The following is a 17364-nucleotide window of genomic DNA, read 5'->3' as shown; positions in this document are numbered from 1 at the left end:
TCCTCCAGGTCCTATATGCTCGGCTGTTTCATATGGCCGGGCACTGGCGCTGTTGTTTGATCAGGTGGGAAAGACAATATGCCGTTAGAATCCAGGTCGCAATAAGAGACGAGGTTGCATAAATGATTCGAGTCGAATGCGACACCCATCTGATCGTGCGCGACAGCGAGGGGCGTACCGCCAGCCTGTCCGACGTGGTGCCGTTGCTGGAACTGGTGGCCAGCACGGGCAGCATCGCCCAGGCGGCCGAGGCCAAGGGGCTGTCCTACCGTCACGCCTGGGGTTTGCTGCGGGCGCTGGAAGCGTGCGTCGGCGGCGCGCTGATCGAAACGGCACGCGGCAAGGGCACCACGCTGTCCGAGCTGGGCGCGGCCGTGGTCGGGGCGCAGCGGTTGGTGGGCGAGCGGCTGGGCGGGAACTTGCGGGCGCTCGCGGCCGAGGTGGCCAGCGAATTGAACCGGCGGCTGACCCAGCACCCGGGGGCGCTGCGCATCCACGCCTCGCATGGCTATGCGGTGGCGGCGCTGGTCTCGTCGCTGGTCGACGGCCATGCGCAGGTGGACATCAAGTACCGCGAAAGCGTCGAGGCCGTGAAGGCGCTGGCGCGCGGCGAATGCGATCTGGCCGGTTTTCACCTGCCGCGCGGCATGTTCCGCGAGAACTGCGCGCAGATCTATCGGCCGTGGCTCGACGATTCGCGCCATGTGCTGATTCATCTGACGCGCCGCAAACAGGGCTTGTTCATCCCGCGCGGCAATCCGAAGGGCGTGGTGGGCCTGGCCGACCTGGCGCGCGACGACGTGCGCTTCGTCAACCGCCAGCCCGGTTCCGGCACGCGGATGCTGCTCGATCTGGCGCTGCGCGAGATCGGCGTCGATCCGGAGCGGATCAACGGCTACGCGTCGGCGGAACTGACCCACTCGGCGATCGCGGCCTTCGTCGCGAGCGGGATGGCCGATCTCGGTTTCGGCGTCGAGCCGGCCGCGCATCATTTCGGCCTCGCGTTCATTCCGGTGGTGGACGAGGATTACTACTTCGCCTGCGAGCAGGGCCGGCTCGGCGAGCCGCCGCTGGCCGATGCGCTGTCGCTGCTGCGCGACGAGCCTTACCGCGAGACGGTCGCGCGCCTCGACGGCTATGACCCGGCCGCCTGTGGCGCGCTGTTGTCGGTGGCTGACGGCCTGTCGGGTGCGACTTCGGTCTGAACCCGGGCCGCGCGCCGAAACCGCCGGTAATCAAGAATCAGGCGCGGCCGGTGCACGCCGCGCCCATTTGCGCTACATTTTTCATTTAGCCAACGATCACCAGCCCACGCGCCGCCAACCCGGTGCCCAGACGTCATGAAACTCCTCGCCAATCTCGCCGCCGTCGCCGTGACGGCCGGTGTGCTGTCCGCCGTCGCCTCGCTCGCCTTCGCGCAGAATTCCCCCGGCGTGCCGGGCGGCATCCTGACCGACCAGTTTCATTTCAACGAACATCCGCAGATGCAGTTCGCGGCCTCCGCGCCGTCGAAGAAGTACCAGTCGGGCAAGCGCACGGAAGCGCGCAAGAAGGGCGACATGGGCGACCCGAACGGCTGCAACCTGCAGTGCCCGCAGGACAATTGACCGGGCGGGTGTGCCGGTTCTGATGCGCGCGGGCCAGGTTCCTGGCTGCACGCAGCGTCGAGACGCCGTTTGGACGCGTCTCGGCGAATCTCCTCGTTGTTCAGTCTTTCCCTCTTCCTGTTCGCGATAATCCGCATTTCATCCCGATTTGTCGTCTGTGGCGAACGAATAAATCGATCGGGTGGCATAGGGTATCGATTTCCAGTTTCTAAATAGATCATTCCCGTGATGCGCCGGCGGCGAGCCATGAGCGATTTATTGGTCCGGGCGTTTTCGGTATCATTGCGATGCTTGAAAAATCGCAATGGGCGAGCGTTTGCACCCGCGAAAATAACATTCTCGAACCGTGAGAGACCAATGAAAACGATTCAATTTGCCGTCGCAGCGTTGTTCGCCGCGATGTTGCTTGCCGGCTGTGACAAAAGCCCCCCGCCTTCCGCCGGATCGTCTCAGCCTGCTGCCAGCCCGGTTGCGAGTGCTGGCCCGGTATCCGATTCCACGGCGCCCGCGCCGGTCGTGCAACCGGCGCCGCCTTCGCATAATTACGCGGTGAATCAGGATGGAACCTATGGATATGAGCCGGCTTTAAGCGAAGACGATATTCGCGCCGGCAAAGCCACCAAGGCACTCGTCATGATGCGTTACGTCGGTTTGAAGAATGGCAACTATGTCGTGCTGATTCTCGACAACGACAATCCGAACGTGGCGAGTCGTGTCAGCTGCCAGGCGCCTTGTAACTTCGCTAAGTCCGAGTTGATTTCGGGTGATTCGGTTTTTAAAACCGAAACGCTGCGGGTGGCGCCGAATTCATTGATCGGTGCAATGATCGAGGACGCGATGGCGGGGCAACTGACGCCGTTCGGCCAGCAGGTTCCGACGATGCCCCAGCCCGTCAACGCGGCCCCGGCACCGGCGCAGGCCTCCACGCCGGTGATCTCACAAGCACCGCCGGCACAGCCCGCCCCTGATACGCCAGACGCGGGTTCGCTCCAGCAAACGAGCTTCGATTGCTCGAAGTCGAAATCGATTCCCGAGTATCTCGTGTGTCATGACGCGGATCTTGCCGCGTCCGATCGGGATCTCGCCGGGATCTACCAGCAGGCGAAGGACGCCGTAACGGACAAGACGGCGTTTGCCGAGCGTGCGCGCAAGCAGTGGAATTTCCGCGAAAAGAACTGCCGGGACAAGGCTTGCTTGGTGTCCTGGTACGCCTATCAGAAGCGCGTCTTGACCAAGGTCGCGCAGACCGGTGACGCCAACGCCCAGGACGACAGCAACTGACACGAGGAAGCGGCGGCGGGGGCGGTCGCTGTTCCGATCGGTTGTGTGGGCCGTGCATTTTCGCCAATGCGGACGTTTGCCATGCTTGCCTGCCCGGTTTTCCCGGCCGGGTTGCAGGCCTCGCGATGTCCGCGCTGCTCACCGTTCCTCCCGGTTTTCCGTCTCGCCACTCGCACCGTTCCGACATGAATTCGTCACGAATTCATTCGTTCCGATGCGGAAAATCCGCATGTCTTGCATCATTCCGGAAATTTTCGCGCGGTGCTTCGCTTCGGCGTACATCGGTTCCGCTGGCCGGTGACGCGCCTTTTGGGCTGGTCGTAGGCTCGTGGCGATACCACGCTCCGGAGTTCGATATGTCTTTCGAGATCAACAGCGCCAGCACCAACAGTTGCAATGGCCTGGGTTCGTTGGGCGGCGCCAATTCGTCGGTGCAAAGCCAGATCATCCAGATGATCCAGCAACTCGAGAACGCGATCCATCAATTGCTCGCGCGCATCGGCAGCGGTGACGACAACAATGTCGGCGGCAGCCCGTCGGGCGCCGGGAGTGGTTCGGGCGGCGGGATGCCGCAACTCGATGCACAGCAACCGGCCGCCACGGGCGGCGGCGCACCGGCCGCGGCGGCCACGCCGAGCGCTGGCGCGGGCACGCCGTCGACCGATGCCGGTTCGGGCACCTCGGCGGCGGCCGCATCGTCGAACGGTACGCCGGCCGCGGCGGCCGACGACGCCAGCACCGGCTCGTCAGGCTCGTCAGGCTCGTCGGGCGCGGCACCGGGCGCCGCGGGCATCAGCAACAACGCAGGCGGTGTGCCGCAGGCCGCCGCGACGAGCGGCGTCAGCCCCGATTCGGTCAAGGTCGTCAACACCGGCACCGGCGACGACAAGACCTTCAACGTCACCAACGACACGAACCGGCCGGAGTCGTTCACGTACTCGGTCCAGGGCCAGAACAAGGGCACCATCACGCTGCAGCCCGGCCAGACGGGCAGCTTCAAGGCCAGCTCGGCCGACATCGGCGTGCGCATCTCGCCGTCGGACGCGAACGGCAACACCAAGCCGAACGAAGTGCTGTACGAAGACGGCGGCGCCGACAACGGCCAGGGCACGGGGGCGGGCAACCCCGACATCAGCAAGGTCGACGGCAACAAGGACTTCGGCGGCAACGCCAGCAACATGACCGTCACGATGTCGGACGGCGGCAAGGCGGGCGACGGCGATGCGATCCACGCCTACGCCTACTCGACCGACGACGCAGCCTCGATGGGCCTCGCCGGCAACACCAGCAAGACCGCCAACATCGTGATGTCGAACGCCTGAGCCTCATCACTGCCCGGGGCCGAACGGCCTCGGGCGAGCGCAACGATTTCACCCCGTCGGGTTCGGCCCGGCGGGGTGAAATCGTTTTGGGGCGGCGAATCCGATATGCGGCATCGCCCGGCGCATTGGCCGAAGCGATGGTAGGTTTTTACGTCGAGCCGGTTGCGATGGCGGCAGCGGCGAGCGAGCCTGGCCCCGGCACGCGATGCGGCCCCGCGCAGCCCCACGCCCACCCCTTGCGGCGGTGCGCTGCGTGAAGCCGAGGCGCGACAAGGCCCGCCAGCCGTGGCGTTTCGTCCGATCTGGCGCGAGCCGGCGGCCCGATTTTGGCGGGAACGAATCTGGCTGGTTCTCGATGTGATTTCACCCCGACGACCCTGGAGACGCGTGGACCTCTCTTCCGACCTGATCGTCGCCCGCCCCGAGGGGCTGTATTGCCCGGCCGGCGATTTCTACATCGACCCGTGGCGGCCCGTCGAACGCGCCGTCATCACGCATGCGCATGCGGATCACGCGCGTAGCGGGCATCGCCGCTATCTGGCTGCGCAGCCGGGCGTGGGCGTGCTGCGCTCGCGACTGCCCGACATCGACGTGCAGGCGCTGCCCTACGGCGAGACGCTGACGATCGGCGACGCGCGCGTGTCGCTGCATCCGGCCGGCCACGTGCTCGGCTCGGCGCAGGTGCGTGTCGAGCAGGCGGGGCGCGTGTGGGTGGCGTCCGGCGATTACAAGATCGAGCCCGATCCGACTTGCGCGCCGTTCGAACCGGTGCGCTGCGACACGTTCATCACCGAATCGACGTTCGGCCTGCCGATCTACCGCTGGGAGCCGGCCGCAGCGATCTTCGCGGGCATCGACGCGTGGTGGCGCCATAACGCCGCCGAAGGCCGCGCCTCGGTGCTGTTCTGCTACGCGTTCGGCAAGGCGCAGCGCGTGCTGGCCGGCATCGATCGCGGCATCGGCCCGATCTTCTGCCACGGTGCGGTCGAGCCGCTGAACCGTGCGTACCGGGAGGCGGGCGTCGATTTGCCCGACACGCGGCTCGTCAGCGAGATCCCCGCACGCGACAAGGCCGCGTTTCGCGGCGCGCTGATCGTCGCGCCGCCGTCCGCGCAGGGCAGCGCGTGGATGCGCCGCTTCGGCGACTACAGCGACGCATTCGCCTCGGGCTGGATGCGGTTGCGCGGCACGCGGCGGCGGCGCGGCGTCGATCGCGGCTTCGTGCTGTCCGATCACGCCGACTGGCCCGGGCTGCTGCACGCGATCGGCGCGACGCAAGCCGGGCGCGTGATCGTCACGCACGGCCAGATCGAGCCGATGGTGCGCTGGCTCAACGAGCAGGGGCTGGAGGCCGGCGCGTTCTCGACCGAGTATGGCGACGAGGCGGCCGAGGCGGAGGGTGCGGCTGCACAGTTGTCTTCGCAGCCGCTGCCGTCGCAATCTGCGTCCGTGATCGGCAGCGACTCGGAGCCCGAGTCGCAAGGCGTATCGAAATCCGCTTCGCAAGGCGCCCCCGTCGAGCATGCCGCGCCTTCACCGAGCCCCCGCCGATGAAACGCTTCGCGACGCTCTACGCCGCGCTCGACGCGACCACCTCCACCCACGTCAAGCTCGACGCGCTGGTCGCCTATTTCTCGGCCGCCGCACCCGAGGACGCCGCTTGGGCCGCGTATTTCCTGGCTGGCGGCAAGCCGCGCCAATCGGTGCCGACACGCCTGCTCGCCGACTGCGCACGCGAGCGCGCCGGGCTGTCCGACTGGCTGTTCGAGGAGTCGTATCAGGCCGTCGGCGATCTGGCCGAAACCATCGCGCACGTGTTGCCGCCCGCCACGCGCGAATCGTCGCTCGGCCTCGCGCAATGGATCGAGACGCGCGTGCTGACGCTGCGCGGCATCGAGCCGGATGTCTTGCGCGCACGCCTCGTCGGTTACTGGGACGAACTGAACTGGAACGAGCGCTTCCTGCTGACCAAGCTGATCGGCGGCGGCTTTCGCGTCGGCGTGTCGCGGCAACTCGTGGTGCGTGCGCTCGCGGCGGTGGCGGGCGTCGATCACAAGCGGATCGCGCAGCGCATGGTCGGCTGGACCGATTCGCGACAGGCGCCCGACGCCGCGCGCTACCTGCGCCTGATCGCGCCCGAAGCCGAGGAGGGCGACGCCGCCGCGCCGCACGAAAGCGATCTCGGCCTGCCGTATCCGTTCTTCCTCGCGCATCCGTTGCAGGCCGATCCCGCCACGCTCGGCCCGATCGGCGATTGGCTCGTCGAATGGAAATGGGATGGCATCCGCGCGCAGCTCGTCAAGCGGGCGGGGCGCGTGTGGATCTGGTCGCGCGGCGAGGATCTGCTCACCGAACGCTTCCCCGAACTCGTCGCGCTCGGCGAGGCGCTGCCCGACGGCACCGTGATCGACGGCGAGATCCTTGCGTGGGAGCCGGGCGCGGCCACGCCGTTGCCATTCGCGCGCTTGCAACCGCGCATCACGCGCAAGACGCTGACCAAGCGCATCCTGGCCGATTCGCCGGCCGCGCTGCGCGCCTACGATCTGCTCGAATTGAACGGGCGCGACCTGCGCACCACGCCGCTCGTCGAGCGGCGCGCGCAACTGGAGGCGCTGGCGCGTGCGCTGTCCGCACCGAAGGCCGACGGTGTCGCCGATGCCGACGCCGTGCTGCGCCTCTCGCCGCAAGTCGTCGCGCCCGACTGGCCCGCGCTGGCCGCATTGCGCGAGGAAAGCCGCGTGCGCGGCGTCGAGGGGCTGATGCTGAAGGAGCGCGCGTCGAGCTACGGCGTCGGGCGCACCAAGGCGTCGGGCACCTGGTGGAAATGGAAGACGGACCCGTACGCGATCGACGCCGTGCTGCTCTACGCGCAACGCGGCCACGGCCGGCGCGCGAGCCTGTACACCGACTTCACGTTCGCGGTGTGGGACGAGGCCGACGGCCAGCGCACGCTGGTGCCGTTCGCGAAGGCCTATTCGGGGCTGACCGACGAGGAGATGCGCCAGGTCGACGCGATCGTGCGGCGCACCACCATCGAAAAATTCGGTCCGGTGCGCAGCGTCACGCCGTCGTTGGTGTTCGAGATCGGCTTCGAGGGCATTCAGGCGAGCCCGCGGCACAAGTCGGGCATTGCGGTGCGGTTTCCGCGCATGTTGCGCTGGCGCACCGACAAATCGATCGATGACGCCGATACGCTCGACATGCTGAAAGGCTTTCTCGACGAGGTGCCGGCATGAGCGACGCTCAGGAGCGTATCGAGCCGGGCAGCGGGGCTGCCGAGCCGAGCAAGCCGAGCAAGCCGAGCAAGCCGAGCAAGCCGAGCAAGCCGAGCAAGCCGAGCAAGCCGAGCAAGCCGAGCAAGCCGAGCAAGCCGAGCAAGCCGAGCAAGCCGAGCAAGCCGAGCAAGCCGACCGAGCCGACCGAGCCGACCGAGCCGACCGAGCCGACCGAGCCGACCGAGCCGATCGAGCCGATCGAGCCGACCGAGCCGATCGAACCGACCGAACCGACCGAACCGACCGAACCGACCGAACCGACCGAACCGATCACGCCGCCCCGCCGTGGCGCGCCGCGTCCACGCGCGATTCCGCGCACGCGCGCTGCACAGGCGCAGCACGACGCAGCCATCGCCGAAGCGTTTCATCCAACGCCGTTCGCGCCCGATGCCGCACGCGCCGCCACGCCGATCGACGAACGCATCTCCGCGTGGTTCGCCGCGCAGCGCCGCGAGCCGTTCGATTTCCAGCGCCAGATCTGGCGCGAGATCGCCCGCGGCGCGAGCGGCGTGTTGCATGCGACGACGGGCGCAGGCAAGACGTGGGCCGTCTGGATCGGCGCGCTGGCCGCGTTCGGCGGCAACCCGGCTGCCAAGGTCAACTCGGCTACCCCGTCAGGCACCCGCCGCGCCACGCTGCCCGCGCCGCTCACGGTGCTCTGGATCACGCCGATGCGTGCGCTCGCGGCCGACAGCGCCCGCGCGTTGCAAGCCGCCGTGATCGATCTGTCGGTGCCCTGGACGGTCGGCCTGCGCACCGGCGACACGCCGTCCGCCGAACGCGCGCGGCAGGACCGGCGCATGCCGTCCGCGCTCGTCACCACGCCCGAGAGCCTGTCGCTGCTGCTGAGCCGCGCCAACGCACGCGACACGCTCGCGCACCTGCGGCTGGTGGTGGTCGACGAATGGCACGAACTGCTCGGCGGCAAGCGCGGCACGCAAACCCAGCTCGCGCTCGCGCGGCTCGCCGCATGGCGGCCCGAGCTGCAGGTCTGGGGGCTGTCCGCGACGCTCGGCAACCTGCCGCTCGCCTGCGACGCGTTGCTGCACCCGGTGCGCACGCCGCGCGTGGTGGTGCGCGGTGCGGTGCCGAAGCGGCTGGTGGTCGATACGCTGATCCCCGATACCATCGAGCGCTTTCCGTGGGGCGGCCATCTCGGCACGCGCCAGGTCGGCGCGGTCGCCGACGCGATCGACGCGGTCGCGAGCGCGCTGGTGTTCACGAACACGCGCGCGCAGGCCGAACTCTGGTATCTGGCGCTGCTCGAACAGCGGCCCGATTGGGCCGGGCTGATCGCGCTGCATCACGGCTCGCTCGACAGGCAGGTGCGCGATTGGGTCGAACTCGGCCTGAAGGCGGGCCGGCTGAAGGCGGTGGTGTGCACGTCGAGCCTCGATCTCGGCGTCGATTTCCTGCCGGTCGATCGGGTGTTCCAGGTCGGTTCGCCGAAGGGCGTCGCGCGCCTCATGCAGCGCGCCGGCCGCTCGGGCCACGCACCGGGCCGCACGTCGCGCGTGACCATCGTGCCGACCCACGCGCTCGAACTGGTCGAGGCCGCCGCCGCACGCGAGGCGATCGGCGAGGGGCGCATCGAGGCGCGCGAGATGCCGCTGAAACCGCTCGACGTGCTGGTCCAGCATCTCGTGACGGTGGCGATCGGCGGCGGCTTCACGCGCGACGCAATGCTGGCCGAGGTGCGCAGCGCCTACGCATACCGCGACCTGAGCGACGCCGAGTTCGACTGGGCGCTCGCGTTCGTGGAGCGCGGCGGCGGCTCGCTCGGCGCATATCCCGACTATCACCGCGTGGCGGCCGATGACGACGGCGTCTACCGCGTGCCGCGCGACGAACTCGTACGCCGCCATCGCAACAACATCGGCACGATCGTCGGCAACGCGACGATGCAGGTCGCGTTCCTGTCGGGCGGACGGATCGGCGCGATGGAGGAAGCGTTCGTGTCGCGGCTGAAGCCGGGCGACATGTTCATGTTCGGCGGCCGCGCGCTCGAACTGGTGCGCGTGCGCGACATGACCGCCTACGTGAAGCGCGCCACGTCCACGCGCGGCGCGCTGCCGCAATGGGCCGGCAGCCGGATGCCGCTGTCGTCCGAACTGGCCGACGCGGCGCTCGTGATGCTCGCCCGTGCCGGCGACGGCATCTACGACGAGCCGGAGATGCGCGCGGTGCGACCGCTGCTCGAATTGCAGGCGAACTGGTCGGCGTTGCCCGCGCCGGGCGTGCTGGTGGCCGAAGCGATCCGCACGCGCGAGGGCCATCACTTCTTCTGCTATCCGTTCGCCGGCCGCACCGCGCATGTCGGGCTCGGTTCGCTGATCGCGTGGCGCGTCGCGCGCGACCGGCCGAGCACGTTCTCGATCTCGATGAACGATTACGGCTTCGAGCTGCTGTCCGCGCAGCCGTTCGACTGGCGCGCGCTGATCGACGGCGGGCTGTTCTCCACCGACGACCTGGCGCACGACATCCTCGCGAGCCTGAACGCGTCGGAGCTGTCGGCGCGGCGTTTTCGCGAGATCGCGCGCGTTTCGGGGCTGGTGTTCCAGGGGCATCCGGGGCAGCAGAAGAGCGCCCGGCAATTGCAGGCGTCGAGCGGTTTGTTCTACGAAGTATTTCGCAAGCACGACAGCGGCAATCTGCTGCTCGCGCAGGCCGACGAGGAGGTGCGGGTGCAGGAACTCGAACTGGGCCGGATGCGCGCCGCGCTCGAACGGATGGGCGCGAGCCGGCTGGCGTTGAGCACACCGAAGAAACCGACGCCGTTCGCGTTCCCGCTGATCGTCGGGCGGTTGCGCGAGAAGGTGACGACCGAGACGCTCGCCGAGCGCGTCGCGCGGATGCTCGCCGATCTGGAAAAGGCCGCCTCGCGCGGCGTACGCGGAGGCGGGCCATGAAGGCCGACGCGCTGACCATCGACCTGCACGGCCACGCGCTCGTGCTGACCGCGCAACGGGCCGCGTTCGATCCGGCGCGCGGCTGCCTGTTCGTGGCCGATGCGCATCTCGGCAAGGACGCCGTGTTTCGCGCGCGCGGCATTCCGGTGCCGGCCGGCTCGACCAACGAAACCTTCGCGCGACTCGATCGGCTGATCGCCACCTATCTGCCCGAGACGATCGTGTTTCTCGGCGATCTGCTGCACGCGCGCGAATCGCATGCCGACGACATGCTGACGCCGCTGCGTGCCTGGCGGCGCGCGCATCGCGGCTTGCGGCTCGTGCTGGTGGAGGGCAATCACGACCGGCACGCGGGCGAACTCGCGGCGGAGTTCGAGGTGGAAACGGTGGCCGGCCCGTATCGGCTCGGGCCGTGGGCGCTGTGCCATCACCCGCAGGAAGTCGATGGCGCCTATGCGCTGGCCGGCCATGAGCACCCGATGCTGCGCCTGTCGGGGCGCGGCGATCATGCGCGGCTGCCGTGCTTCCGGTTCGGTGAGCGGCTCGGCGTGCTGCCGGCGTTCGGCGCGTTTACTGGTGGCTACGACATCGGCACGGCGCGCTCGCGCGACCGGCTCTACGTGATCGGCGGTGATCGCGTGTTTCGCGTCGGGCCTTGAGGCGTTGCGCTATACGGCGACGAGGTCCGCCGCAAGCGCGCCGAGCCGGGCGATCGCGCGCTCCAGCTCGGGGCGCCAGCGGTAACCGGCATTGACGCGCAGGCAGTCGTCGAACGCGCCGTCGATGCCGAACAGATGCCCGGGCGCCACGCCGATCCCTTCGGCACGCGCCCGCTCGAACAACGCACGTGTGCTGGGCTTGCGCGCGCGGTGCCCCGGCAATTGCACCCACAGCACGAACCCGCCGGCCGGCTCGCTGACGCTCGTGCCCGCCGGGAAGTGCCGCAGGATCGCCTCGCGCAAGCTGTGCTGCTGCGACTGGAGGGCCGCCTTGAGCCGCCGCAGGTGCAGCGCATAACCGCCGCTAGCGAGCAGGTCGGCCACCACGGCCTGCTGCAATTCGGCGGTGGCCATGCTCGTCGTGAACTTGAGCGCCTTGACGCGCTCGGTGTAGCGGCCGGCCGCGATCCAGCCAAGCCGCAGGCCGGGGCACAGGCTCTTCGAGAAGCCGCCGCACAACAGCACGTTGCCGGCCGTGTCGAACGCGCGCACCGGGCGAGGCCGCGTATTGCCGAAGCAGACGTCGCCGAAGATGTCGTCCTCGATCAGCGGGATGCCGCGCACGGCCAGCAGGTCGACCAGCGCGCGCTTGGCGGCGTCCGGCGCGACGCTGCCGACCGGATTGTTGCCGTTCGCGATGGTGACTACCGCCTTGACCGGCGCGCGGTCGAGCGCCTCGGTCAGCGCGGCCAGATCCATGCCGTCGCGCGGCGCGCACGGGATCGGCAGCACGGTCAGTTCGAGTGCGCGCAGCATCTGCAGCAGTCCGAAGTAGGTCGGCGATTCGACCGCCACCATGTCGCCGGGCCGCGTGACCGCGCGCAGCGCGAGGTTCATCGCCTCGACGCAGCCGTTCGTGACGATCAGTTCGTCCGGGTCGAGCTCGCACGCGTATTGCATCGCCTGGCGCGCGATCTCGCGGCGCAGTTCGGGGTAGCCGGTGCCGCGCACGTAAGCGCCGAGCAGGTCCTGGTGGCGATACGCGAGGCGGCGCAGCAGCACGCCGAAGCGCTCGACCGGATACAGCGAGGGCTCGCCGGCCGCCAGATCGAGCTGGAATTCGCACGGCGCGCCGACCATCGCCAGGTGGTCGCGCGCCTGGGCGTCGAGTTCCGGCAGCGGCGCGGCCCAGCGTGTGGCGCGGGTGACATCGGCGGCGGGGGTGGCCACGAAATAACCCGAGCGCGGCCGCGCGCGGATCGCGCCCTCGGCTTCGAGCCAGCGCAGCGCTTGCAGGGCGGTCGTCACGCTGACGCCGTGCTGCGCCGCGAGCACGCGTACCGACGGCAGGCGGCTGCCGTCGGCGAGGCCGGCCTGCGCGATGCCGTCGCGCAGTTGCCGGCCGAGTTGCTGATATCGCGGGAGCGGGGCGGAAGCGTCGGGCATCGTCGAGGTGTCGGGCGTGGCGTGGCGGTCGTGCGAATCTGTTATGTAACAGATCGCGCGCTGTTGTGTATAGGCGCACGAGGGGGCGGGTGACACCATCGGTGCTCGTTCCCGGTGCCATGGTGCCGGGCATCACCGACAGCCCGACCCGCGAGGACCCCATCATGAAAGCCGACAACTTCTCTTTGCCACGCTACGTCGACCGGATCGGCTACCACGGCCCGTTGGCGGCCGACAGCGCGACGCTGGCCGCGCTGATGCGCCATCAATTGTTCGCCGTGCCGTTCGAGAACCTCGACGTGCAGGCGCGGCGCCATGTATCGCTGGTGCCGGAGGCGATCGTCGAGAAGATCGTCGAGCGGCGGCGCGGCGGCTATTGCTACGAGGTGAACGGGCTGTTTGCGATGGCGCTCGACGCGCTCGGCATTCCTTATCGCTTCGTTGCCGCGCGGCCGATGTTCTACCCGGTGCGCCGGCCGAAGACGCACATGGCGGTCGTCGCGACCGTCGACGGCGCCGACTGGCTGTGCGATCTCGGTTTCGGCAGCTACGGGATTCGCGCGCCGATGCGGCTCGATCGCCTCGGCATCGAGATCGCGCAGGACGCCGATACGTTCCGGCTCGACGATGCCGGCGCGGACGGCTACCTGCTGCGCGCGCTCGTGAACGGCGAGTGGGCCAACCAGTACGCGTTCGATCTGTCGCCACAGGAGTGGGTCGATTTCGCACCGGCCAACCATCTGAATTCGACGCATCCGGATGCGGTGTTCGTGCAGCGGCTGGTGGTCGTGCGCTTCGACGCGCGCGGGCGCACGATCCTGTTCGGCGATTCGCTGAAGACCATCGCGGATGGCGTCGTCACGCAGCGCACGCTCGGGCGCGACGAAACGGCGGACGTGCTGCGGCAGACGTTCGGCCTGGAGGCGGAGCCGGAAGCCGTGGCGGGCTGACGTCACGCGGTGGCGGTGGGGGACGCGGCCGACGGATCGACAGACGCCCGCCAATCCCGGACAATACGCGGCCCTTCTCACGCACCCGCCCGACACAGGCCAGATGACTTTCGACAAGTGGATCCTCGCGGTAACGCTCGGCTGCGCCGCGCATGCCGCCTCGGCGGCCGGTTACGGCTTCTCGCTGACCTCGCAGCAAGACTGCCCGGGCCTCGACCGTTTCACGTCGGACCATCGCGTCGGCGACGTCATGACCGAGCTGCGCGCGCTGCCGCACGACGTCGAGGATGCCAACCCGGCCAACCAGAGCGCCTGCACGCCGCACTACGGCGCTTATCTGCAGAGTTCGAAATCGGGGCCGAGCTGCCGGATCTTCGGCGACGACGCGCTCGGCGTGGCGCTGTTCGGCATGGAGGATTCGCAGACGAAAAGCCTGATGGGCAACGGCGCGCTGCTGTATTTCCTGGCCGATGCGGCCGGCGCCCCGGAGCGCGTGGCCAAGCGCCTGCGCGCCGAAGGCTTCACCCGCTTGCCGGACGCCGATTACCCGAGCCTGATCGGCCGCAAGCTCACGGCGAGCGAACAGCTCGACATCTATCGCAAGGGCGACCTGCTGGTCACGCTCAATCGCGACCTCAAGCAGCATCGCCTTTCGGCGATGATCTCGGATCGCTCGATGCTCCAGGTCGTGAATCGCGACGAGGCAAGCTGCGCCAAGTGAGGCGCGCATCGCGCTGGCGATGCGCAATAAAAAACCCGCGAAGCCTGACGCTGCGCGGGTTTTTTGTTGCTGCGGGCTGCGGGTACAGCCGGGATGTTGGGTGGTGGAGACGGCGGGAATCGAACCCGCGTCCAGAAGCGGTCCACGACCAGTTCTACATGTTTAGTTCTATCTTTTGATTTAACCGCCACGTCGCGGACGAACACGCTACGAGACGGCGATCCACTAAATTTTCGACCCTACCGTCGTGGCGCCGGCAGGACTTAACTGACGTAAATGACCTCTGTCGGTATTGCTACCGGTCTTGCGACACTAGCCCGTCAGTGAACTAGGCAGAGGACGGCGGCCGTTAGGCTGCCAGTGCGAACGTATCGTCGTTTGCAGTTACGATTTTCCCATTGATTAACGAGGTGACGGGTCCTCGACATGCCCTAGCCGCTTCGCAACCCCTGTCGAAACCAGGTCGCCCCCACGGACCTGACATTATAGCGCAACATTGCGCAGAAGCTCGCGCAGCGCGTCGGTCGTGGCGGCCAGATGCTGCGCCTGCCAGTCGGCCGGCGCCACGCCGTCGCCGCAATAGCCGAACGCGGCGGCGATGGTGGCCATGCCGGCCGCCGTGCCCGCCTGGATGTCACGCAGGTCGTCGCCCACATACACGATCCGCTCCGGCGCGATGTTCATCAGCCCGGCCGCATGCAGCAGCGGGGCCGGGTGCGGTTTCGCGTGCGCGGTGGTATCGCCGCAGACCACGCACGCCGCGCGCGGCGTGAGCCCCAGCAGCGCCACCAGCGGCTCGGTCAGGCGCGTGGCCTTGTTGGTCACGATGCCCCAGCTCACGCCGCGCGCATCCAGTTCGTCGAGCAACGCGGCGATACCGGGGAACAGCACGGTCTTCACGCAGATCGCGGCCGCGTAATTGGCCAGGAACTCGATGCGCATCGCCTCGTAATCGGGCGCGTCCGGCTTGATGCCGAAGCCGCCGCCCAGCAGCCCGCGCGCGCCGGCCGAGGCCAGCGGGCGCAGCAAGTCGAGCGGCGTTTCGGGCAGGCCGCGCTCGCGCTGCATCTTGTGGACGGCGCCGGCCAGATCGGGCGCGGTATCGGCGAGCGTGCCGTCGAGATCGAACAGCACCGCGTCGCAGGCGGTGAGGCTCGGCAAGGCAGGCGTGGCGGACGGGGAGGGAGACGTGCTCATGCGGTCGGACGAAATCGGAATGGGCGCTTACGCGTGACGGCGACAGGCGACGATATAGTTCACGTCGGCATCGTTCGACAGCGAGAAGCGCTTGCCGAGCGGGTGATAGGTGATGCCGCGGATTTCCGCGATATGCAGGTCGGTGGCGCGGATGAAGCCGGCCAGCTCGGACGGCTTGATGAAGCGCGCGTAATCGTGCGTGCCCTTGGGCAGCAGTTGGGCGATGTATTCGGCGCCGATCACGGCCAGCAGGTAGGCCTTCACGTTGCGGTTCAGCGTGGAGAAGAACACCCAGCCGCCCGGCTTCACGAGCGCCGAGCAGGCGGCCACCACGCCGGCCGGCGACGGCACGTGCTCGAGCATTTCCATGCAGGTCACCACGTCGTAGCTGCCCGGTTCGCGTTCGGCGATGGCTTCGGCGGCAATCGCTTCGTAATCCACCGTCACGCCGCTTTCGAGGCTGTGCAGATCGGCCACGCCGAGCGCTTCGGTCGACAGGTCGATGCCTTTGACCTGCGCGCCGAGGCCGGCCATCGATTCGGACAGGATTCCGCCGCCGCAACCGATGTCGAGCACGCGCTTGCCGGCCAGGTGTGCATGCGAGTCGATCCAGCCCAGCCGCACCGGGTTGAGGTCGTGCAGCGGCTTGAACTCGGCGTTCGGATCCCACCACTTGTGGGCGAGATCGCTGAATTTCTGTAGTTCGTGCGGGTCGGCGTTGGTCATGTCGTCAAGCGGATAACGCGTAGAGGGAGCGAGCCCCGAGTATATAAGCGGTGCGCCATGGCTGCCAGCAAGTGGCCGGCGGCGGGGCGCCACAATGAAAAAGCCCCGCCGAGGCGGGGCTTCAAGGCTGCGGTAACCCGAGAGGTTACTGCCGACCCATTTACTGCTGCACTTGCTGCGTACCGACCACTTCGACTTCCACGCGGCGGTCCGGAGCCAGGCACGAGATGAGCTGCTTGCGGTTGCGTTGGTTGCAACCCGTCGTGACCGGATTGCGCTTGCCCTTGCCTTCCGTGTAGACCTTGCTCGACTCGACGCCCTTGCTGACCAGGTACGACTTGACAGCTTGCGCGCGACGCAGCGACAGACGGTCGTTGTACTTGTCCGAACCGATACGGTCCGTGTAGCCCGTTGCGACCACGACTTCGATGTTCATGCCCTGGATCTTGGCAGCCAGCTCGTCGAGCTTTTGCTTGCCCAGCGGCTTCAGCGTTGCCTTGTCGAAGTCGAACAGCGCATCGGCTTGATACGTGATCTTCTGGCTCGTGATGGCCGGTGCTACAACCGGCGGGACCGGCGTCGGCGCTGCGGCTTGCGTCACCAGTGCGCCATCGCACTTTGCGTTTGCCGTTGCCGGCGTCCAGAACGCATCGCGCCAGCAAAGCTCGTTCGTGCCGTTCATCCACACGTACTCGCCCGTGCCATTCACCCAGTTGTCATTCACGGCTTGTCGCGATGCCGGCACCGATTGGGCCGATGCGGATGCAGCCACTACTGCGGTAGCTGCAATGAACGCGAGCTTTGAAAATTTATTCATATTTCTCCTCTCGAAATTGAGATTACCGCAGGTTTACTGCGAGCTTGATGACGTTGACAAGTCATACATTGCTCGGAGTATAGCATTGGTGCGGCACAAAAAACGGGGCCCCGCTCCCTTGGGGCGGCGTCTGAATGTCAGTGCTTCGGCATTTTGCCATATCGTTCCCGTCCGGCGAAAAAAAACTCCCCATCGGATTGATGGCCTTCGGGGTTGTGGTTCCTGTGCAACATCTGCTGCAGGATGTTGCACTAATTGTCAAGAATAACCTGTTCGAGGTACACGCTTTCGACACAATCTTCGTTTTTCCTGCACATTCGGGGCCGCGCGCAAACGGACGATGATGATCGTGCGCGATGGCGGGGGTGTGTCGGCGGCGAACCGCAAAAATGGGGTGTGCCGACCGTCCGGCGGACCCGCTCGATCCGGCCCCGGCATGCTGCGAGGCTGCGGC

14 protein-coding genes and 1 other RNA gene are annotated in these 17364 nt (G+C 67.7%); 10 read left to right on the top strand and 5 right to left on the bottom strand.

Annotated elements, in window-relative coordinates; all coding sequences use genetic code 11:
- The first annotated feature begins 122 nt into the window (after nucleotides 1–122).
- The 8 genes from AB4851_RS31225 to pdeM all read left to right on the top strand — a co-directional run bounded on the left by AB4851_RS31225 (nucleotide 123) and on the right by pdeM (nucleotide 11053).
- On the top strand, nucleotides 123–1205 hold the full coding sequence (locus AB4851_RS31225) for a substrate-binding domain-containing protein (protein ID WP_414444199.1): 1083 nt from the start codon (nucleotides 123–125) through the stop codon (nucleotides 1203–1205).
- Nucleotides 1206–1340: 135 nt separating this feature from the next.
- A complete protein-coding gene (locus AB4851_RS31220; RefSeq protein ID WP_414444200.1) occupies nucleotides 1341–1607 on the top strand; it encodes a hypothetical protein in 267 nt (88 codons plus the stop codon).
- 549 nt (nucleotides 1608–2156) lie between these two features.
- Entirely contained in the window at nucleotides 2157–2888 is a 732-nt protein-coding gene (locus tag AB4851_RS31215) for a hypothetical protein (protein WP_414451990.1), read from the top strand.
- Between the two features lie 356 nt (nucleotides 2889–3244).
- The gene (locus tag AB4851_RS31210) at nucleotides 3245–4210 is read left to right on the top strand and encodes a hypothetical protein (protein WP_414450159.1); all 966 of its coding nucleotides are present in this window, start codon (nucleotides 3245–3247) and stop codon (nucleotides 4208–4210) included.
- Nucleotides 4211–4597: 387 nt separating this feature from the next.
- A complete protein-coding gene (locus tag AB4851_RS31205; RefSeq protein ID WP_414450158.1) occupies nucleotides 4598–5764 on the top strand; it encodes a ligase-associated DNA damage response exonuclease in 1167 nt (388 codons plus the stop codon).
- On the top strand, nucleotides 5761–7446 hold the full coding sequence (locus AB4851_RS31200) for an ATP-dependent DNA ligase (protein WP_414450157.1): 1686 nt from the start codon (nucleotides 5761–5763) through the stop codon (nucleotides 7444–7446). The genes AB4851_RS31205 and AB4851_RS31200 overlap by 4 nt, the downstream gene beginning before the upstream one ends.
- On the top strand, nucleotides 7443–10394 hold the full coding sequence (locus tag AB4851_RS31195) for a ligase-associated DNA damage response DEXH box helicase (RefSeq protein WP_414450156.1): 2952 nt from the start codon (nucleotides 7443–7445) through the stop codon (nucleotides 10392–10394). The genes AB4851_RS31200 and AB4851_RS31195 overlap by 4 nt, the downstream gene beginning before the upstream one ends.
- The gene (gene pdeM, locus AB4851_RS31190) at nucleotides 10391–11053 is read left to right on the top strand and encodes a ligase-associated DNA damage response endonuclease PdeM (RefSeq protein ID WP_414450155.1); all 663 of its coding nucleotides are present in this window, start codon (nucleotides 10391–10393) and stop codon (nucleotides 11051–11053) included. The genes AB4851_RS31195 and pdeM overlap by 4 nt, the downstream gene beginning before the upstream one ends.
- A gap of 9 nt (nucleotides 11054–11062) precedes the next feature.
- Here pdeM and AB4851_RS31185 read toward each other — a convergent pair whose 3' ends face one another.
- A complete protein-coding gene (locus AB4851_RS31185; protein ID WP_414450154.1) occupies nucleotides 11063–12499 on the bottom strand; it encodes a PLP-dependent aminotransferase family protein in 1437 nt (478 codons plus the stop codon).
- 164 nt (nucleotides 12500–12663) lie between these two features.
- Here AB4851_RS31185 and AB4851_RS31180 point away from each other — a divergent pair, with 164 nt between their 5' ends.
- Entirely contained in the window at nucleotides 12664–13449 is a 786-nt protein-coding gene (locus tag AB4851_RS31180) for an arylamine N-acetyltransferase family protein (RefSeq protein ID WP_414450153.1), read from the top strand.
- Nucleotides 13450–13552: 103 nt separating this feature from the next.
- Nucleotides 13553–14170, top strand: a complete 618-nt coding sequence (locus AB4851_RS31175) for a hypothetical protein (protein ID WP_414450152.1) — start codon at nucleotides 13553–13555, stop codon at nucleotides 14168–14170.
- Between the two features lie 101 nt (nucleotides 14171–14271).
- Here the strand turns inward: AB4851_RS31175 and ssrA are convergent.
- The 4 genes from ssrA to ompA all read right to left on the bottom strand — a co-directional run bounded on the left by ssrA (nucleotide 14272) and on the right by ompA (nucleotide 16910).
- Nucleotides 14272–14641, bottom strand: a transfer-messenger RNA (tmRNA) gene (gene ssrA / locus AB4851_RS31170).
- 12 nt (nucleotides 14642–14653) lie between these two features.
- The gene (locus AB4851_RS31165) at nucleotides 14654–15367 is read right to left on the bottom strand and encodes an HAD-IA family hydrolase (RefSeq protein ID WP_414450151.1); all 714 of its coding nucleotides are present in this window, start codon (nucleotides 15365–15367) and stop codon (nucleotides 14654–14656) included.
- Nucleotides 15368–15394: 27 nt separating this feature from the next.
- Nucleotides 15395–16093, bottom strand: a complete 699-nt coding sequence (gene ubiG, locus AB4851_RS31160; RefSeq protein WP_414450150.1) for a bifunctional 2-polyprenyl-6-hydroxyphenol methylase/3-demethylubiquinol 3-O-methyltransferase UbiG — start codon at nucleotides 16091–16093, stop codon at nucleotides 15395–15397.
- 160 nt (nucleotides 16094–16253) lie between these two features.
- Nucleotides 16254–16910 carry an outer membrane protein OmpA gene (ompA, locus tag AB4851_RS31155; RefSeq protein WP_414450149.1) on the bottom strand — a complete coding sequence of 219 codons (657 nt, stop codon included), beginning with the start codon at nucleotides 16908–16910 and terminating at the stop codon, nucleotides 16254–16256.
- Nucleotides 16911–17364: the final 454 nt, after the last annotated feature.

The organism is Burkholderia sp. 22PA0099 (genome assembly GCF_047497165.1).
Classification (GTDB): Bacteria; Pseudomonadota; Gammaproteobacteria; order Burkholderiales; family Burkholderiaceae; genus Burkholderia.
This window is presented reverse-complemented; position numbering and strand designations above follow the sequence as displayed.

What these genes read in the sequence shown, in the direction of transcription:
- AB4851_RS31175 (WP_414450152.1), top strand. Translation starts at nt 13,553, where the DNA reads ATGACTTTCGACAAGTGGATCCTCGCGGTAACGCTCGGCTGCGCCGCG.
- AB4851_RS31200 (WP_414450157.1), top strand. Translation starts at nt 5,761, where the DNA reads ATGAAACGCTTCGCGACGCTCTACGCCGCGCTCGACGCGACCACCTCC.
- AB4851_RS31185 (WP_414450154.1), bottom strand. Translation starts at nt 12,499, where the DNA reads ATGCCCGACGCTTCCGCCCCGCTCCCGCGATATCAGCAACTCGGCCGG.
- AB4851_RS31220 (WP_414444200.1), top strand. Translation starts at nt 1,341, where the DNA reads ATGAAACTCCTCGCCAATCTCGCCGCCGTCGCCGTGACGGCCGGTGTG.
- ubiG (WP_414450150.1), bottom strand. Translation starts at nt 16,093, where the DNA reads ATGACCAACGCCGACCCGCACGAACTACAGAAATTCAGCGATCTCGCC.
- AB4851_RS31225 (WP_414444199.1), top strand. Translation starts at nt 123, where the DNA reads ATGATTCGAGTCGAATGCGACACCCATCTGATCGTGCGCGACAGCGAG.
- AB4851_RS31210 (WP_414450159.1), top strand. Translation starts at nt 3,245, where the DNA reads ATGTCTTTCGAGATCAACAGCGCCAGCACCAACAGTTGCAATGGCCTG.
- AB4851_RS31195 (WP_414450156.1), top strand. Translation starts at nt 7,443, where the DNA reads ATGAGCGACGCTCAGGAGCGTATCGAGCCGGGCAGCGGGGCTGCCGAG.
- ompA (WP_414450149.1), bottom strand. Translation starts at nt 16,910, where the DNA reads ATGAATAAATTTTCAAAGCTCGCGTTCATTGCAGCTACCGCAGTAGTG.
- AB4851_RS31180 (WP_414450153.1), top strand. Translation starts at nt 12,664, where the DNA reads ATGAAAGCCGACAACTTCTCTTTGCCACGCTACGTCGACCGGATCGGC.
- AB4851_RS31165 (WP_414450151.1), bottom strand. Translation starts at nt 15,367, where the DNA reads ATGAGCACGTCTCCCTCCCCGTCCGCCACGCCTGCCTTGCCGAGCCTC.
- pdeM (WP_414450155.1), top strand. Translation starts at nt 10,391, where the DNA reads ATGAAGGCCGACGCGCTGACCATCGACCTGCACGGCCACGCGCTCGTG.